The organism is Enterobacter sp. 3U4 (genome assembly GCF_057224565.1).
On record NZ_CP136665.1, the window covers coordinates 4,315,540 to 4,332,201 of the forward strand.

A 16,662-nucleotide genomic window follows, 5' to 3' on the forward strand; every position below is an offset into this window, starting at 1 on the left:
CAAATGATTCCATTTAACGCACCACCCGTTGTCGGAACTGAACTCGACTATATGCAGTCTGCCATGGGCAGCGGCAAACTCTGCGGTGACGGCGGTTATACCCGCCGCTGTCAGCAGTGGATGGAACAGCGTTTTCGCAGCGCCAAAGTGCTGCTGACCCCATCCTGTACGGCATCGCTGGAAATGGCGGCGCTGCTGCTGGATATCCAGCCCGGCGATGAAGTGATCATGCCAAGCTACACCTTCGTTTCCACCGCGAACGCGTTTGTTCTGCGCGGGGCAAAAATCGTCTTTGTGGATATCCGCCCGGATACCATGAACATTGATGAGACGCTGATTGAAGCGGCGATCACCGATAAAACACGCGCGATCGTGCCGGTTCACTATGCGGGCGTGGCCTGTGAAATGGACACCATCATGGCCATCGCCAAAAAATATAATCTGTTCGTGGTGGAAGATGCCGCGCAGGGCGTGATGTCCACCTACAAGGGACGCGCGCTGGGCACCATCGGCCATATCGGCTGCTTTAGCTTCCACGAAACTAAAAACTACACGGCGGGTGGAGAAGGTGGCGCGACGCTGATTAACGACCGGGCGCTCGTGGAGCGTGCGGAAGTGATCCGCGAAAAAGGCACCAACCGCAGCCAGTTCTTCCGGGGCCAGGTAGATAAATACACCTGGCGCGATATCGGCTCCAGCTATTTGATGGCGGATCTCCAGGCCGCGTACCTGTGGGCGCAGCTGGAAGCCGCGGAGCGTATCAACCTGCAGCGTCTCTCCCTGTGGCAAACCTATTACGATGCGCTTGAGCCTCTGGCCAACGCCGGGCGTATTGAGCTGCCAACCATTCCGGCTGATTGCGTCCACAACGCGCACATGTTCTACATCAAGCTGCGTGACAACGACGACCGCAGCGAGCTCATCGCCTGGCTGAAAGAAGCCGAAATTATGGCGGTGTTCCACTATATCCCGCTGCACTCCAGCCCGGCGGGCGAAGCGTTTGGGGTGTTCGCGGGTGAAGACCGTTACACCACAAAAGAAAGTGAGCGTTTGCTGCGTTTGCCACTGTTCTACAACCTCGCGCCAGTTAACCAGCGTACGGTGATTAATACCCTTCTGAGTTATTTCGGCTGATATGTCTCTGGCAAAAGCATCGGTGTGGACCGCCGCGTCCACGCTTGTAAAAATTGGCGCCGGGCTGCTGGTCGTCAAGCTGCTGGCCGTCTCATTTGGCCCCTCTGGCGTGGGGCTGGCGGGGAATTTCCGCCAGCTCGTCACCGTCCTTGGAGTGCTGGCAGGTGCCGGTATCTTCAACGGCGTGACCAAATACGTTGCGCAGTATCACGATGATGCAGCTCAGCTGCGCAGGGTAGTGGGTACCTCCTCGGCGATGGTCACGGGTTTTTCGACCCTGATGGCGATTATCTTTCTGCTGGCGGCGGTGCCCATCAGCCAGGGATTGTTCGGGCACACCCATTATCAGGGGCTGGTGCGTCTGGTCGCGTTGGTTCAGATGGGTATTGCCTGGGCTAACCTGCTGCTGGCGCTGATGAAAGGGTTTCGTGATGCTGCCGGGAACGCGCTTGCCTTAATCCTGGGCAGCGTTATCGGCGTGATTGCCTATTATTTCTGCTATCGCCTGGGTGGATATGAAGGCGCACTGCTGGGGCTGGCGCTGGTCCCGGCGCTGGTTGTTGTGCCTGCGGCATTTATGCTGATGCGTCGGGGCGTCATCCCGCTGAGCTACCTGAAGCCGCAATGGGATAACGTGCTTGCCAGCCAGCTGGGTAAATTTACCCTGATGGCGCTCATCACCTCCGTCACGCTGCCGGTGGCCTACGTGATGATGCGAAACCTGCTGGCGGCGCATTATAGCTGGGATGAAGTCGGGATCTGGCAGGGCGTAAGCAGCATTTCCGACGCCTACCTCCAGTTTATTACGGCTTCCTTTAGCGTTTATTTGCTGCCAACATTATCGCGTCTGACGTCCAGGCAGGATATTACCCGCGAGATTTTCCGATCGCTGCGCTTTGTGTTGCCAGCCGTCGCGGCGGCCAGCTTTACCGTCTGGTTATTGCGCGATGTCGCCATCTGGCTGCTGTTTTCGACGAAGTTCACCGCCATGCGCGATCTCTTTGCCTGGCAGTTGGTGGGTGATGTGCTGAAAGTGGGTGCTTACGTTTTCGGCTATCTGGTGATAGCAAAAGCGTCCCTGCGGCTGTATATCCTGGCGGAAATAAGCCAGTTTGCGTTACTGACAGCATTTTCACACTGGCTGATACCCGCACACGGTGCGCTGGGGGCGGCTCAGGCCTACATGGCAACCTATATCGTTTATTTCGCCGCCTGTTGCGGCGTATTTTTATTGTGGCGTAAACGCGCATGACTGCACTGATTCACATCCTGGGATCGGATATCCCACACCATAACCAGACCGTTTTGCGGTTCTTCAACGACGAGCTGGCATCGGGTAATTCTGATGCGCGTGAGTTTATGGTTGCAGGTCAGGATAAGGGCCTGAGCGAGGCGTTTCCGGCGCTGACGATTCGCTTCTGGCCGGATAAGGCCGCGCTGGCGAAGGCGGTCGTTGCCAAAGCCAAAGCGGATCGTAAGCAACGTTTCTTTTTCCACGGACAGTTCAATACCGGCCTGTGGCTGGCACTGCTCAGCGGGGGGATTAAACCCTCCCAGTGCAGCTGGCATATCTGGGGAGCCGATCTCTATGAAGTCTCCCGCGGCTGGAAATTCCGTCTTTTCTATCCGCTGCGCCGCATGGCGCAGGGGCGCGTGGGCTGTGTGTTTGCCACCCGCGGCGATCTCAACTACTTTGCTAAACAGCACCCGAACGTGCGCGGAGAACTCCTCTATTTCCCAACCCGCATGGATCCGGCGCTGAACGCCATGGCGAATGATACGGTGCGTGAAGGCAAGCTGACGATCCTGGTGGGGAATTCCGGCGATCGCAGTAACGAACACGTCGCGGCGCTCAGGGCGGTGCATCAGCAGTTTGGCGACACGGTGAACGTGGTAGTGCCGATGGGCTATCCTGCCAACAACGACGCCTATATTGCTGAAGTTCGCCAACAGGGGCTTGCGCTGTTTTGCGCTGAAAATTTGCACATCCTCAGCCATAAGCTGGAATTTGATGAATATCTTGCGCTGCTGAGAAAATGCGATCTCGGCTATTTCATTTTTGCCCGACAGCAGGGAATTGGCACGCTGTGTCTGCTGATTCAGGCGGGGATACCGTGCGTGCTCAACCGCGACAACCCGTTCTGGCAGGACATGGCCGAACAGAATATTCCGGTGCTGTTTACCTCAGACACCCTGAACGTCGAGGTGGTACGTGAAGCTCAGCGCCAGCTCACGCTGGTGGATAAAAATAGCATCGATTTTTTCAGCCCGAATTACCTCACGCCGTGGCACCGCGCGCTGCGTATCGCTTCAGGAGTCAAATCATGAGTCAGTTGCAATTCAGCGGCTTACTGGTTGTCTGGCTTCTGAGCACCCTGTTTATCGCCACGCTCACCTGGTTTGAATTCCGCCGCGTGCGCTTCAACTTTAACGTTTTCTTCTCGTTACTGTTTCTACTGACGTTCTTTTTCGGCTTCCCGCTCACCAGCATTCTGGTCTTCCGTTTTGACGTGAGCGTCGCGCCGCCGGAAATTCTGCTCCAGGCGCTTCTGGCGGCGACCTGCTTCTACGCGGTTTACTACGTCACCTATAAAACGCGTCTGCGTTCAGCGCAGGCCGCAGCCCCGCGTCGGGCGCTCTTTACCATGAATCGGGTGGAAACCCACCTGACGTGGGTGATGCTGATGACGATCGCCCTGGTCAGCGTCGGTATCTTCTTCATGCATAACGGCTTTCTGCTGTTTAAGCTCCACTCCTATAGCCAGATCTTTTCGGCCGAAGTCTCGGGCGTGGCGCTTAAGCGTTTCTTCTACTTCTTCATTCCGGCGATGCTGGTGATCTTCTTCCTGCGCCAGGACAGCAAAGCGTGGCTGTTCTTCCTGGTCAGTACCGTCGCGTTTGGCATCCTGACCTACATGATTGTTGGCGGGACGCGCGCGAACATTATCATCGCCTTCGCCATCTTCCTGTTTATCGGCATCATCCGCGGCTGGATCTCGCTGTGGATGCTGGTTGCAGCAGGCGTGTTTGGCATCGTGGGGATGTTCTGGCTGGCGCTGAAGCGCTACGGGATGAACGTGGCGGGTGATGAGGCGTTTTACACGTTCCTCTATCTGACGCGCGATACCTTCTCGCCGTGGGAAAACCTGGCGTTACTGCTGCAAAACTACGACAAGATTGATTTCCAGGGGCTGGCGCCGATTGTTCGCGACTTCTACGTCTTTATCCCTTCCTGGCTATGGCCGGACCGGCCCGGCGTGGTGCTTAACACGGCGAATTACTTTACCTGGGAAGTGCTGAACAACCATTCCGGCCTGGCAATCTCCCCAACGCTGATTGGTTCCCTGGTGGTGATGGGGGGGGCGTGGTTCATTTTGCCCGGTGCGGTTGCCGTGGGGCTGATTATCAAGTGGTTCGACTGGCTTTACCTGCGCGGCAATGAAGAGACCAACCGCTATAAAGCCGCCATTTTGCACAGTTTCTGCTTTGGTGCCATTTTCAATATGATCGTGCTGGCGCGCGAAGGGCTGGATTCGTTCGTTTCGCGCGTGGTGTTCTTCATGGTTGTTTTCGGCCTCTGCCTGTTACTGGCCAAACTGCTGTACTGGCTGTTTGACAGCGCAGGGCTTGTGCACAAGCGCGAGCGGCAAGGCAGCACAACGCTGTCACAAGTCTGAGTAAGGATAGTAATGACTGATAAAATTTCTGCACCGCGCTATGCGCTACGTGGCCTGCAGCTTATTGGCTGGCGCGACATGCAGCACGCGCTGGACTTTCTGTTCGCCGACGGCCAGATGAAATCCGGTACGCTGGTGGCCATCAACGCGGAAAAAATGCTGGCGGTTCAGGACAATGCTGAAGTCAAAAGCCTGATTGAAGCGGCTGAATTTAAATACGCGGACGGGATCAGCGTGGTCCGCTCTATCCGTAAAAAGTATCCTGACGCTAATGTATCTCGCGTGGCGGGGGCCGATCTCTGGGAGCAGCTTATGGCCCGCGCAGGTGCGCAGGGCACGCCCGTGTTCCTGATTGGCGGAAAGCCGGAAATACTGGCCCAGACGGAGGAGAAACTGCGTCGTCAATGGAATGTTAATATCGTCGGCAGCCAGGATGGTTACTTTAAACCGGAAGATCGGCAGGCTCTGTTTGAGCGCGTTCGTGACAGCGGGGCGAAAATTGTCACCGTGGCGATGGGGTCCCCGCGCCAGGAGATCCTGATGCGTGACTGCCGTCTGGTCTGTCCGGATGCCCTCTACATGGGCGTCGGCGGCACGTACGACGTCTTTACCGGCCACGTTAAGCGTGCGCCCAGGGTCTGGCAAAATCTGGGGCTGGAGTGGCTGTACCGCCTGCTATCGCAACCGACGCGCATTAAACGACAGATCCGTCTGCTTCGCTACCTCGCCTGGCATTACACCGGGAAAATGTAATCAAAATGTAGCGCGATATGCTATTCGCGCTGCAACTCGCCTGCAAAACTGCTGATAATCTGTGCAATGCATTCATTTTTTTAATGCATCGTTTGCCATTTGGCAGATTTTAAGAAACCATTCGCTCCGTATTTTAGTACCCCTAAAAAACAATACCCGGTCTTAAGCCGGGAAACAGCAAACACAATCGAGGATCTATGGCAGAGAAAAAACCGGAGCTACAGCGTGGGCTGGAAGCTCGTCATATTGAACTGATAGCGCTGGGCGGCACTATCGGCGTGGGTCTGTTTATGGGCTCAGCAAGCACGCTCAAGTGGGCAGGACCTTCCGTATTACTGGCGTATATTATCGCCGGGCTGTTTGTTTTCTTCATTATGCGTTCCATGGGCGAAATGCTCTTCCTGGAGCCGGTAACCGGCTCCTTCGCCGTTTACGCGCACCGTTATATGAGCCCGTTCTTCGGCTACCTGACGGCCTGGTCATACTGGTTTATGTGGATGGCGGTGGGCATCTCAGAGATCACCGCGATAGGGGTCTACGTCCAGTTCTGGTTCCCGGATATGGTCCAGTGGATACCCGCGCTCATTGCCGTGGGGCTGGTGGCGCTGGCAAACCTGGCTGCCGTGCGCCTGTACGGTGAAATTGAGTTCTGGTTCGCAATGATTAAAGTCACCACGATTATCGTAATGATTGTCGTCGGCCTGGGCGTTATTTTCTTCGGCTTTGGCAACGGCGGACACGCCATTGGCTTCGGCAATCTGACCGAAAACGGCGGCTTCTTCGCCGGAGGCTGGAAGGGTTTCCTGACGGCGCTGTGTATCGTTGTGGCCTCGTATCAGGGCGTGGAGCTGATCGGTATTACCGCCGGTGAAGCGAAAAACCCTCAGGTCACGCTGCGTAGCGCGGTAGGCAAAGTGCTGTGGCGTATCCTGATTTTCTATGTGGGCGCGATCTTCGTCATCGTGACCATCTTCCCGTGGAACGAAATTGGCACGACCGGTAGCCCGTTTGTATTAACCTTCGCCAAAATTGGTATCACGGCGGCGGCGGGTATCATCAACTTTGTGGTCCTGACTGCAGCGTTGTCAGGCTGTAACAGCGGGATGTACAGCTGCGGACGTATGCTCTATGCGCTCTCGAAGAACAACCAGCTGCCTGCGGCGATGAGCAAAGTCTCACGTGCCGGGGTACCGGTGGCGGGGGTGGCGGTCTCCATCGTGATCCTGCTGATTGGCTCTTGCCTGAATTACATCATTCCTAACCCGCAGCGGGTGTTCGTTTACGTCTATAGCGCCAGCGTCCTGCCGGGCATGGTGCCGTGGTTCGTTATCCTCATCAGCCAGCTGCGTTTCCGTCATGCGCATAAAAAGGCGATTGAAAGCCATCCGTTCCGCTCAATTCTGTTCCCCTATGCGAACTATTTGACGATGGCGTTTCTGATTTGCGTATTAATCGGCATGTACTTTAATGAAGATACCCGCATGTCGCTGTTTGTCGGGGTGATCTTCCTTGCGGCCGTAACGGCTGCATATAAGCTTTTTGGCCTGGGTCGCCGTGCCACCACGCAGAAAGTGGAGGAATAAGCGGCAAAATGTGCAAACCATAACCAAACGCGCATTTTTTTCAAAAAAGCACTAGACAGCGGGGACGGAGGTACGTAATATCCAGCCCCGCAACGGCGCTAAGCGCCCGTAGCTCAGCTGGATAGAGCGCTGCCCTCCGGAGGCAGAGGTCTCAGGTTCGAATCCTGTCGGGCGCGCCATTTTAGTCCCGGCGCTAGAGCTGCGGTGGTCTGAGAAGTAGTCAGTACCGCGTGAAAGAATACAGTGGTGGCTATAGCTCAGTTGGTAGAGCCCTGGATTGTGATTCCAGTTGTCGTGGGTTCGAATCCCATTAGCCACCCCATTATTTGAAAGAGTTGTGAATTGCGAAGGTGGCGGAATTGGTAGACGCGCTAGCTTCAGGTGTTAGTGTCCTTTGGATGTGGGGGTTCGAGTCCCCCCCCTCGCACCACGACTTTTTAAATGAATTGAACTAAAAATTCAAAAAGCAGTACATCGGCGAGTAGCGCAGCTTGGTAGCGCAACTGGTTTGGGACCAGTGGGTCGGAGGTTCGAATCCTCTCTCGCCGACCAATTTTGAACCCCGCTTCGGCGGGGTTTTTTGTTTTCTGTACTTCCTCATCCCTGTAGCCATTCTCCGACAGCGTCCTTTTTCTTTGTCGCAATCCAGCGACATACAACTCATTGAAAATTAAATAAATAACCATTTATGGGTTTTGCTGTCTCCTCCTGGCGACATATTCCTGCCTTTTCCCGATACGTTGTAGAGCTTAAGACGGCGCTTAACAGCATATTTTCCTTTTATCTTAAAATGTTGCGTCATGTAAAAGTTCTGGGTGTTATGTTGGCACGTTACGTGCAATAATATGCGTGTAGATGCTCATTCCATCTCTTATGTTCGCCTTAGTGCCTCATAAACTCAGGAATGACGCAGAGCCATTTACGGTGCTTATCGTCCACTGACAGATGTCGCTTCGGCCTCATCAGACACCATGGACACAACGTTGAGTGAAGCACCAAATATGTTGTCTTACAGACCTGTTTTAACGCCTGCTTTTATAGCAGGCGTTTTTTTATGCCTTATTCCCGATACAGGCGCATGATCAGGGCAACCATTAGCAGGGCTGATGCAGAGACAGCATAGAGCGCCTGTACTGAGCCAAACCCTGAAGCCACCGCCGCTGCAATGCCGGTGAAAAGAGAGGCGCTGAGCGTTTGCCAGCGCCAGGCTTTCCCACTGGCTGAAGCGGTTTGCGTGAGATGAAAGCTACTGAGTACCCCAAACGTCCCGGCTGCGAAGAGAATATTCGAGGCCAGATGCGCGATAAAGATCGCCCCCAGCGCACATGCCGTCCACCCGGACAAAAACGGCAGCATGCCATAAGCGGTCAGAAAGATGCTGAGGCAAATGATTATTTGCGGCGTATGAGCCGCAACGCGCGTCAGGCTCTCTTTTCTTAGCAGCAGCGGGCCGCAAAGCTGTCCCATGCTCCTTGCGAAAAGCAGCGGCAGAGCAAGGCCCGCCGCATCCTGAGGACGGAGCTGCTGGGCCAGTGCCGGAAGCAGCGCCATGGCCGGTGAGCCGACGGCAGCCAGCGCCGGCAGGATGAGCAGGCTGCGTTTCTGCCGAACGGTCAACGCCTGCCAGCGTAATGTTGCAGAAACTCCCTTTTCCATAGTGGTGGAGCCTTGTGCAGGAGAAAAGCGGCGTCCAGCCAGCCATAGCATGAGCAGTGACGCGAGAAAGCTGGCGGCATCTATGGCCAGCAGGGTAAACACGGACGCCTTTTGAAACAGCACCACGCCCAGGCCGGTCCCTAACAAAACCTGAGAAGCAAAAATCACATTTTCCAGACAGGTTGCAGCGGGCAACTCTGCTTCGCTGAGCCCGCGCTTGAAGAGCAACGTCAACGCGGGCCAGCTCATCCCGCTGAGCAGCGCCTCGGTGGATTGTAAGGCGAGTAACGCGGTAACGCTGTGGTAACCCACGCCAAGCAGGGGAAAGAGCAGGGCAAGCAGGCCCAGCCCTTCGGTCAGTATCAGCAGGGATATTGGAGAACAGCGTGAGCACAGCTTTTCGCCGATCGTACTGCCGATAAATCCCGGTACCGTAGCGAAAAGAAAAGCAAGGGTTAGCAGGGTGGGCGGAGCTGACCATGCTAACAGCAAGCCGAAGACCACAACCTGGGTTAAGCCATTCCCCAGCGAAGAAAAGATAAAAGCACAGGCAAGCAGGCGCAGCCAGCGGTGGTAGCGCAGCGCTTCAATAAGCGCATATAAAAGCGAGTTCATGACGATTTCCTTTCAAAAACGATTTAGTCCACGCTGCAGAAAGTGCGCGTGTGTGAAAAAAAGTTAATGAAAAGACATCGTTACATTGGCGGGTTCGTTTGCAGATGCGGGTGTAAAGAATGTAGCAGGAGAAAGGCGATAAAAAAAGGAGGCCATTTGGCCTCCTGATTAATTACTGCTGCGTACCGTTGTTTTGCAGCGTCAGCAACAGCCCATCACGCCGCATGGCGGCCGCCTCTTCCGGCTTATGCTGCTTGTCCAGCGTATCGGCAAGCCATGCGTAGTCAAACGCATCCGGACGCTGCTTCAGCGCCGCGCGGAAGGCGAGGCTCGCCTCCTGCCATTCGCCGTGCTTCATCAGCGATTGACCGAGCGTGCTCCACAGCAGCGGGCGGTCACCGACGGTTTTAATCTGCTGACGCAGCACTTTTTCGATTTGCTCAGGATTATTGGTTTTCAGGCGCGGGATCACCATCACCAGACGATCGTCGTACTGGCGCTTCAGACCATCCAGGAGGATCTCCTGTGCGGTATCGTGATCGTCGCATTCAATCAGATGTTCCGCCATCGCTACCTGCAGAGGAACCTGCTGGCGCGTTTTACGACTCTGATTCTTCCACCACGCTTTCAGACCGTCGCTGCCCAGGTCGGCGCGCGCCTGATCCATCAGGCCAATCCATGCCAGACGCTGAAGCTCATCACGATGTTCATCGTCGCCTACCTCGGCCTTCGCCATTGACGGAATGATGTCCAGCAGTGAACCCCAGGCACCGGTACGAATATACGCCTGCTCGGCAAGACGCAGCACTTCCGGATGACGCGGCGCGACTTCCAGCAGACGGTCGATACCGTGGCGAGCCGCGTGATTCTCATTACGTGCCAGTTGCAGACGAACGCGCGTAATTTCTACCGGAATCGGGTCGCCATGAGCCAGCTCTGCCGCCCGCTCCAGATGCTGATTGGCGCGGGCTTCGTCACCGCGCTGCTGCGCCGCTTCGGCAGCGAGCAGATAGTTCACCACCGGCTGTTCGGCGTGGTCGGCGTTTTTCGACATCAGCTTTTCAACCTGCTGATAGTCACCCTCGGCAAGCTTAAGCAGCGCCTGCTCGGTCTGCTTACGGGCGCGGCGGCGCTTACGGCCAACGAACCAGCCGCGCGTATGGGCACCGGTACGGAAAATACGGCGCAGGATCCACTCGATCGCAAACAGCACCACCACGCCGAGGATCAGAATGATCGTCAGGCCCGTTACGCTGGTTTCAATGTTGTAGTTATCGGTCTGGATCAGGACGTAACCCTGATGGCCCGCAAGCATGGGTCCCAGCACGATCCCGGCGATCAGCAGGATGAAGAGTAAGAGGACTTTTAGCATCATTACTCTCCCTGCGGTGCGCTTTCAGGCGCAGGAGTCGGAGTCGGAGCAGGTGCCGCTCCGCTCGTCTGCTCTGCCGGTACGCCCGGCTGCGCCAGCAGGTTACGTACGCGCGTCTGCATCAGTTTCTCCAGAATCGGCTGGCTGGCCAGCTTGTCCGGCACGTTCATGGTGATGTTCTGCTGGCTTAGCTTATCAATGTCTTCGAGGAAGGCGGTGGTCGTCGCATCGTCGGTGTTGTAGTAGGCGCGTACCCACGTTGAGACGTTATCCAGCGCCTGTTTGTAGGTCTCTTCCTGATGACGCGGCACGGCCTGAGCCGCCACCAGCAGGCGGGAACGAATGTTCTCGCGCAGATAGATGTCCTGGTTCGGTGCGAGCAGCGGTACGGCAGTTTCGTCGCGACGGCGGACAGTGATAAAGCTGTCCATAAAGTTCTGCCAGCTTTTCTGCAGGTTTATGCGCCATTCGCTCAGGGAGCTGGAAAGCTCAGTACCGTCGGAATCCATCGGGGAGTCGTCGTCGTTATTATCCGCCAGCTGCAGGTTATCAATCTGATTCGAAAGCTGGTTCACCTTGAGGATAATGCCGTCGTAATCCACCTGCGAAACGGCAGAGAGGCTGGCGATATCTTCGGTAATCGCGCGACGGGCGGTAATAAGGCTTGGATCGTTCATGTCTGCCAGGCTGGCATCGGCGCTTTTCAGCAGCGCGGCGGCGGTGGTGACGTCCTGATCGCTCCAGAGCTTACGTCCGGCGAGCTTCACCAGGAAGTCAGCCTGCGAGAGCAGCCAGGTTTTGGCATCGGTGCCGGAAATGGTAGCGACTTTTTGCTGAACTTCACCCAGCTGTTTGGTCAGCTCTTCCTGTTTGCTGTTCGCTTCGGCAAGCGCGGCGGACTGCTGCTTAATCACGGCTTCCAGCTCGGTTTTCTGCGTCTCCTGCGCTTTTTGCAGGGCAGTGAGCTGATTCACCAGCGCATCGCTGGTAGACGTCTGATTAGCGCCCTGTTGTTTCACCAGACCGTACAGGCCAACCCCCGCAGCCAGCGCAATGGCGATGGCAATCGCGCTAAGCGTGAGGCTCGTTTTGTTGCTGCCGTTTTTCTTCTCAGCGGTTTTCTCTGTCGTCTCTGGCTGTGGCGTCGTCTCCACAGTCTCCCTGGTCTCTTCAACCACGGCGGAGGATTTGTCGTGTTCCGTCATTATGGCTTCCCATTTGAGAGTTATTGTAATGCGCGCAGCAGCGCATCGTTGTCGGCGTTATCAGCGATCCGAATATCCTGCCAGCCCAGTTCCCGGGCCTGGTTCGCCAGACGCTCACTGACGACCAGAAGCCGACAGCGGAGTAACCAGTTTTCGCGATACCAAAGCGGTATCAGCGACCAAAGCTGTTGTAACATTTCACCGCTGGTGACCACCAGCGTATTAATGCCGCGCGCGTGCCAGCGCATCGCCTCTTCCGCGCCATCGTAGTGTTTTGCACAGCGCTGATAGCACTCAATGAACGTCACGTCTGCACCACGTTCACGCAGCGTTTCGCCCAGCAGCTCGCGACCACCATTACCGCGCAAAATGAGCGCACGCTTTCCGGCAATGGTTTGTAATTCAGGTAATTGTAGCAAGACTTCACTGATTTCCCGATCTAACGGGTAACGAACGTCCACGCTGCTTACGGTATGCAGCGCCAGTGCCGTTGTGCGGCCAATCGCAAAATAGCGGGGGGCAACTGGCCAGGCCAAACCCTGCTGTTGCAGCTGCGCATGGGCAAATTCCACCGCATGTTGCGACAGCGCAAACAGCAGGTCGCCGTCCTGAAGGGTATTCATCTGGTCGGCGAGCGCAGAGAGCTCCCGACCGGGGGAGAATTCAATGAGCGGAAAACTCCAGGCCACCTGCCCCAGTGCGCGCAGACGGCTCACTAACTGCTCTCCTGCGGGAGAAGGGCGGGTGACGAGAATACTCATGCAGGGGGTTCTCCGTTGTAAACGTCAGCCAGAATCTCGCGGGCGCCGTTATCCAGTAATTCTTCCGCCAGCGACACGCCAAGCTGCTCGGCATCTTGCGCTTTACCGCGACGTTCGCCGCGCACCATCTGCGAACCGTCAGGGGCGCCCACCAGCGCGCGCAGCCAAAGTTCACCTTCTGTTAATTCAGCATAGCTGCCAATCGGAACCTGGCATCCTCCTTCGAGGCGGGTATTCATCGCACGCTCGGCTTTTACGCGGATAGCTGTCTCGTCATGGTTTAGCGGTGCGAGCAGTTCGCGGGTACGCGCATCGTCCAGACGGCACTCGATGCCGACGGCACCCTGTCCCACGGCCGGGAGCGACAGCTCTGGCGGCAACGCCTCGCGAATGCGCGACTCAAGCCCAAGACGCTTCAGGCCGGCAACGGCGAGGATAATGGCATCGTAATCGCCGTTATCCAGCTTGCCCAGACGCGTGCCGACGTTACCCCGCAGCGAGCGAATGATCAGGTCAGGGCGACGTTCCGCCAGCTGACATTGACGGCGTAAACTGGACGTGCCAACCACGCTACCTTCTGGCAGCGCGTCGAGGGAGTCATAGTGGTTAGAGACAAACGCATCGCGCGGATCTTCGCGCTCGCAGATGGTCACCAGCCCCAGCCCTTCCGGGAACTCGACGGGTACGTCTTTCATCGAATGTACGGCGATATCGGCGCGGTTCTCAAGCAATGCCAGTTCCAGTTCTTTGACAAACAGGCCTTTGCCGCCCACTTTCGCCAGGGGCGTATCGAGGATCACGTCACCGCGCGTGACCATCGGCACCAGCTCGACGCGCAATCCACTGTGGCAGGCTTCAAGGCGCTGCTTCACATAATGTGCCTGCCAGAGCGCGAGAGGGCTTTGGCGTGTGGCAATTCTCAAAACATTGTCTAACATGCTTGTTACCGTCATTATCAATCGCTAACCATCCTAACATTGTTGACTCTGGGATGGCAGTTTTACGGTTGATGAAGCGTGAGAGGGACAAGGCGGCGTATTCGTCAGCCATAGCCGTATTCAGGAATTTACACGTACAGAACGGTGCTACACTTGTATGTAGTGCATCTTTCTTTACGGTCAACCGGCAAGGTGTTAAATTGATCACGTTTTAGACCATTTTTTCGTCGGTACCACCAAAAATGATAAGGGCGAAAAAGGGTAACGGTTATCTTTTTGAAATACTGCGGGTCCGCTGTCATTCGTGTTTTGAATAGCTTGCGACACCCGGAAACATCAGGCGATACGTCTTGTACCTCTATATTGAGACTCTGAAACAGAGACTGGATGCCATAAATCAACTGCGTGTGGATCGCGCGCTTGCTGCTATGGGCCCTGCATTCCAGCAGGTATACAGTCTGCTGCCGACATTATTGCACTATCACCACCCGCTGATGCCTGGCTACCTTGATGGTAACGTTCCCCAGGGCATTTGCCTTTTCACGCCTGATGAAACCCAACAGCATTATCTTAACGAGCTGGAACTCTACCGCGGCATGCCGCCACAGGAGTCCCCAAAAGGCGAACTGCCGATTACCGGCGTTTATTCAATGGGGAGCACCTCATCGGTAGGGCAAAGCTGTTCTTCGGACCTGGACATCTGGGTCTGCCATCAGTCCTGGCTCGATAACGACGAGCGTCAGCTGCTGCAGCGTAAATGCAGCCTGCTGGAGAGCTGGGCGGCATCGCTCGGCGTGGAAGTGAGCTTCTTCCTGATTGATGAAAACCGTTTCCGCCATAACGAAAGCGGCAGTCTGGGTGGTGAGGACTGCGGCTCGACTCAGCACATCTTATTGCTGGATGAATTTTACCGTACTGCTGTGCGTCTGGCCGGAAAGCGTATTCTGTGGAATATGGTCCCGTGCGAAGAAGAAGAGCATTACGATGACTACGTCATGTCGCTTTATGCGCAGGGCGTACTGACGCCAAACGAATGGCTGGACCTTGGCGGCCTGAGCTCTTTGTCTGCAGAAGAGTACTTTGGCGCAAGTCTCTGGCAGCTCTATAAAAGTATCGACTCACCGTACAAAGCGGTGCTGAAAACGCTGCTGCTTGAAGCCTATTCATGGGAATACCCTACGCCGCGCCTGCTGGCGAAAGATATCAAGCAGCGCCTGCACGACGGGGAAATCGTCTCCTTCGGGCTGGACGCCTACTGCATGATGCTTGAGCGCGTAACCGAGTACCTGAAAGCCATTGATGACACCACGCGTCTTGACCTGGTGCGTCGATGTTTCTATCTCAAAGTCTGTGAGAAATTGAGCCGCGAGCGCGCCTGCGTGGGCTGGCGTCGTGAAGTGGTCAGTCAGTTAGTGAAAGAGTGGGGATGGGACGAAGCGCGTCTGTCCATGCTCGACAACCGGGCCAACTGGAAAATCGATCAGGTGCGTGAAGCGCACAACGAACTGCTCGATGCGATGATGCAAAGCTACCGTAACCTGATCCGCTTTGCGCGCCGTAACAACCTCAGCGTTTCCGCCAGCCCGCAGGACATCGGGGTATTGACCCGTAAGCTGTACGCCGCGTTTGAAGCGCTGCCGGGTAAAGTCACCCTGGTTAACCCGCAGATTTCGCCAGATCTGTCAGAACCAAACCTGACCTTTATCTACGTACCGCCGGGCCGCGCGAACCGCACCGGGTGGTATCTGTACAACCGTGCGCCAAGCATGGATTCAATCATCAGCCATCAGCCGCTGGAATATAACCGCTATCTGAACAAGCTGGTGGCCTGGGCCTGGTTTAACGGCCTGCTGACCTCGCGCACGCGCCTGTTTATCAAAGGCAACGAGGTGGTCGATCTCGCTAAGCTGCAGGAGATGGTCGCGGATGTGTCGCACCACTTCCCGCTGCGTCTGCCTGCCCCAACGCCGAAAGCGCTCTACAGCCCGTGCGAGATTCGCCATCTGGCGATCATCGTCAACCTGGAATACGACCCGACGGCGGCCTTCCGCAATCAGGTGGTCCATTTTGACTTCCGCAAGCTGGACGTCTTTAGCTTTGGCGAGCAGCAAAACTGTCTGGTAGGCAGCGTGGACCTGCTCTACCGCAACTCGTGGAACGAAGTGCGTACCCTGCACTTCAACGGCGAGCAGGCGATGATCGAGGCGCTGAAAACCATTCTCGGCAAGATGCACCAGGATGCCGCGCCGCCGGATAGCGTCGAAGTGTTCTGCTACAGCCAGCATCTGCGTGGGTTGATTCGTACCCGCGTGCAGCAGCTGGTCTCGGAATGTATCGAGCTGCGTCTCTCCAGTACCCGTCAGGAAACCGGGCGCTTTAAAGCGCTGCGCGTCTCCGGCCAGACCTGGGGCCTGTTCTTTGAGCGTCTCAACGTGTCGGTACAGAAGCTGGAAAACGCCATCGAATTCTACGGCGCGATTTCGCATAACAAGCTGCACGGTCTGTCGGTGCAGGTGGAAACCAACCACGTTAAGCTCCCGCAGGTGGTGGACGGCTTTGCCAGCGAAGGGATTATTCAGTTCTTCTTTGAAGAGTCGGGCGACGATGCCGGGTTCAACATCTACATTCTGGATGAGACCAACCGCGCCGAGGTGTATCACCATTGTGAAGGCAGTAAAGAGGAGCTGGTGCGCGACGTCAGCCGCTTCTACTCCTCTTCGCATGACCGTTTCACCTACGGCTCAAGCTTTATCAACTTTAACCTGCCGCAGTTCTACCAGATTGTGAACGTCGACGGTCGTACGCAGGTGATCCCGTTCCGTACCCAGGCCGTCACGCCTGCCGCGCCTGCCAATCAGGACACCGCGCCGCTGTTGCAGCAGTATTTCTCCTGAGCCTTTTCACCGGGTGGCGCTAACGCTTACCCGGCCTACGGTTTGAACCGTGGTAGGCCCGGTAAGGCGTAGCC

Annotated in this window: 12 protein-coding genes and 4 tRNA genes; 11 read left to right on the forward strand and 5 right to left on the reverse strand. The window is 56.1% G+C overall.

Features of this window, described 5'->3' with window-relative positions; genetic code table 11:
• Positions 1-3: 3 nt before the first annotated feature.
• From rffA to RVY89_RS20555, 10 genes are all read left to right on the forward strand, one after another.
• On the forward strand, positions 4-1,134 hold the full coding sequence (gene rffA, locus RVY89_RS20510; protein ID WP_484826315.1) for a dTDP-4-amino-4,6-dideoxygalactose transaminase: 1,131 nt from the start codon (positions 4-6) through the stop codon (positions 1,132-1,134).
• Between the two features lies 1 nt (position 1,135).
• A complete protein-coding gene (gene wzxE, locus RVY89_RS20515) occupies positions 1,136-2,386 on the forward strand; it encodes a lipid III flippase WzxE (protein ID WP_484826316.1) in 1,251 nt (416 codons plus the stop codon).
• Positions 2,383-3,462 carry a TDP-N-acetylfucosamine:lipid II N-acetylfucosaminyltransferase gene (locus RVY89_RS20520; protein WP_484826317.1) on the forward strand — a complete coding sequence of 360 codons (1,080 nt, stop codon included), beginning with the start codon at positions 2,383-2,385 and terminating at the stop codon, positions 3,460-3,462. Before wzxE ends, RVY89_RS20520 begins: the two co-directional genes overlap by 4 nt.
• Entirely contained in the window at positions 3,459-4,811 is a 1,353-nt protein-coding gene (gene wzyE / locus RVY89_RS20525) for an ECA oligosaccharide polymerase (protein ID WP_484826318.1), read from the forward strand. The genes RVY89_RS20520 and wzyE overlap by 4 nt, the downstream gene beginning before the upstream one ends.
• A 12-nt stretch (positions 4,812-4,823) precedes the next feature.
• Entirely contained in the window at positions 4,824-5,564 is a 741-nt protein-coding gene (gene wecG / locus RVY89_RS20530) for a lipopolysaccharide N-acetylmannosaminouronosyltransferase (RefSeq protein WP_371899692.1), read from the forward strand.
• Between the two features lie 197 nt (positions 5,565-5,761).
• Positions 5,762-7,147: a bifunctional threonine/serine APC transporter ThrP gene (gene thrP, locus RVY89_RS20535; RefSeq protein WP_032662815.1), complete on the forward strand. Its 1,386-nt coding sequence runs from the start codon at positions 5,762-5,764 to the stop codon at positions 7,145-7,147.
• Between the two features lie 102 nt (positions 7,148-7,249).
• A tRNA-Arg gene (locus RVY89_RS20540) sits at positions 7,250-7,326 on the forward strand.
• A gap of 67 nt (positions 7,327-7,393) precedes the next feature.
• Positions 7,394-7,469, forward strand: a tRNA-His gene (locus RVY89_RS20545).
• A gap of 22 nt (positions 7,470-7,491) precedes the next feature.
• Positions 7,492-7,577, forward strand: a tRNA-Leu gene (locus tag RVY89_RS20550).
• A 45-nt stretch (positions 7,578-7,622) separates the two neighbouring features.
• A tRNA-Pro gene (locus tag RVY89_RS20555) sits at positions 7,623-7,699 on the forward strand.
• A gap of 507 nt (positions 7,700-8,206) precedes the next feature.
• Here RVY89_RS20555 and RVY89_RS20560 read toward each other — a convergent pair.
• The 5 genes from RVY89_RS20560 to hemC all read right to left on the reverse strand — a co-directional run bounded on the left by RVY89_RS20560 (position 8,207) and on the right by hemC (position 13,694).
• A complete protein-coding gene (locus RVY89_RS20560) occupies positions 8,207-9,418 on the reverse strand; it encodes an MFS transporter (protein WP_484826319.1) in 1,212 nt (403 codons plus the stop codon).
• Positions 9,419-9,590: 172 nt separating this feature from the next.
• Positions 9,591-10,790, reverse strand: coding sequence for a protoheme IX biogenesis protein HemY (gene hemY, locus RVY89_RS20565; protein WP_334756097.1), 1,200 nt, complete (start codon positions 10,788-10,790; stop codon positions 9,591-9,593).
• 2 nt (positions 10,791-10,792) lie between these two features.
• Complete coding sequence (gene hemX / locus RVY89_RS20570; RefSeq protein ID WP_484826320.1) at positions 10,793-11,995, reverse strand: uroporphyrinogen-III C-methyltransferase; 1,203 nt, start codon at positions 11,993-11,995, stop codon at positions 10,793-10,795.
• 20 nt (positions 11,996-12,015) lie between these two features.
• Positions 12,016-12,756: a uroporphyrinogen-III synthase gene (gene hemD / locus RVY89_RS20575; RefSeq protein ID WP_484826321.1), complete on the reverse strand. Its 741-nt coding sequence runs from the start codon at positions 12,754-12,756 to the stop codon at positions 12,016-12,018.
• The gene (gene hemC, locus RVY89_RS20580) at positions 12,753-13,694 is read right to left on the reverse strand and encodes a hydroxymethylbilane synthase (protein WP_032667978.1); all 942 of its coding nucleotides are present in this window, start codon (positions 13,692-13,694) and stop codon (positions 12,753-12,755) included. Before hemC ends, hemD begins: the two co-directional genes overlap by 4 nt.
• Before the next feature lie 350 nt (positions 13,695-14,044).
• On the opposite strand from hemC, the gene cyaA reads away from it, so the two are divergent.
• On the forward strand, positions 14,045-16,588 hold the full coding sequence (cyaA, locus tag RVY89_RS20585) for a class I adenylate cyclase (protein WP_023309629.1): 2,544 nt from the start codon (positions 14,045-14,047) through the stop codon (positions 16,586-16,588).
• Positions 16,589-16,662 lie beyond the last annotated feature (74 nt).

Coding starts and splice junctions, on each gene's coding strand:
- rffA (WP_484826315.1), top strand. CDS start 4: ATGATTCCATTTAACGCACCACCCGTTGTCGGAACTGAACTCGACTAT.
- wzxE (WP_484826316.1), top strand. CDS start 1,136: ATGTCTCTGGCAAAAGCATCGGTGTGGACCGCCGCGTCCACGCTTGTA.
- RVY89_RS20520 (WP_484826317.1), top strand. CDS start 2,383: ATGACTGCACTGATTCACATCCTGGGATCGGATATCCCACACCATAAC.
- wzyE (WP_484826318.1), top strand. CDS start 3,459: ATGAGTCAGTTGCAATTCAGCGGCTTACTGGTTGTCTGGCTTCTGAGC.
- wecG (WP_371899692.1), top strand. CDS start 4,824: ATGACTGATAAAATTTCTGCACCGCGCTATGCGCTACGTGGCCTGCAG.
- thrP (WP_032662815.1), top strand. CDS start 5,762: ATGGCAGAGAAAAAACCGGAGCTACAGCGTGGGCTGGAAGCTCGTCAT.
- RVY89_RS20560 (WP_484826319.1), bottom strand. CDS start 9,418: ATGAACTCGCTTTTATATGCGCTTATTGAAGCGCTGCGCTACCACCGC.
- hemY (WP_334756097.1), bottom strand. CDS start 10,790: ATGCTAAAAGTCCTCTTACTCTTCATCCTGCTGATCGCCGGGATCGTG.
- hemX (WP_484826320.1), bottom strand. CDS start 11,995: ATGACGGAACACGACAAATCCTCCGCCGTGGTTGAAGAGACCAGGGAG.
- hemD (WP_484826321.1), bottom strand. CDS start 12,756: ATGAGTATTCTCGTCACCCGCCCTTCTCCCGCAGGAGAGCAGTTAGTG.
- hemC (WP_032667978.1), bottom strand. CDS start 13,694: ATGTTAGACAATGTTTTGAGAATTGCCACACGCCAAAGCCCTCTCGCG.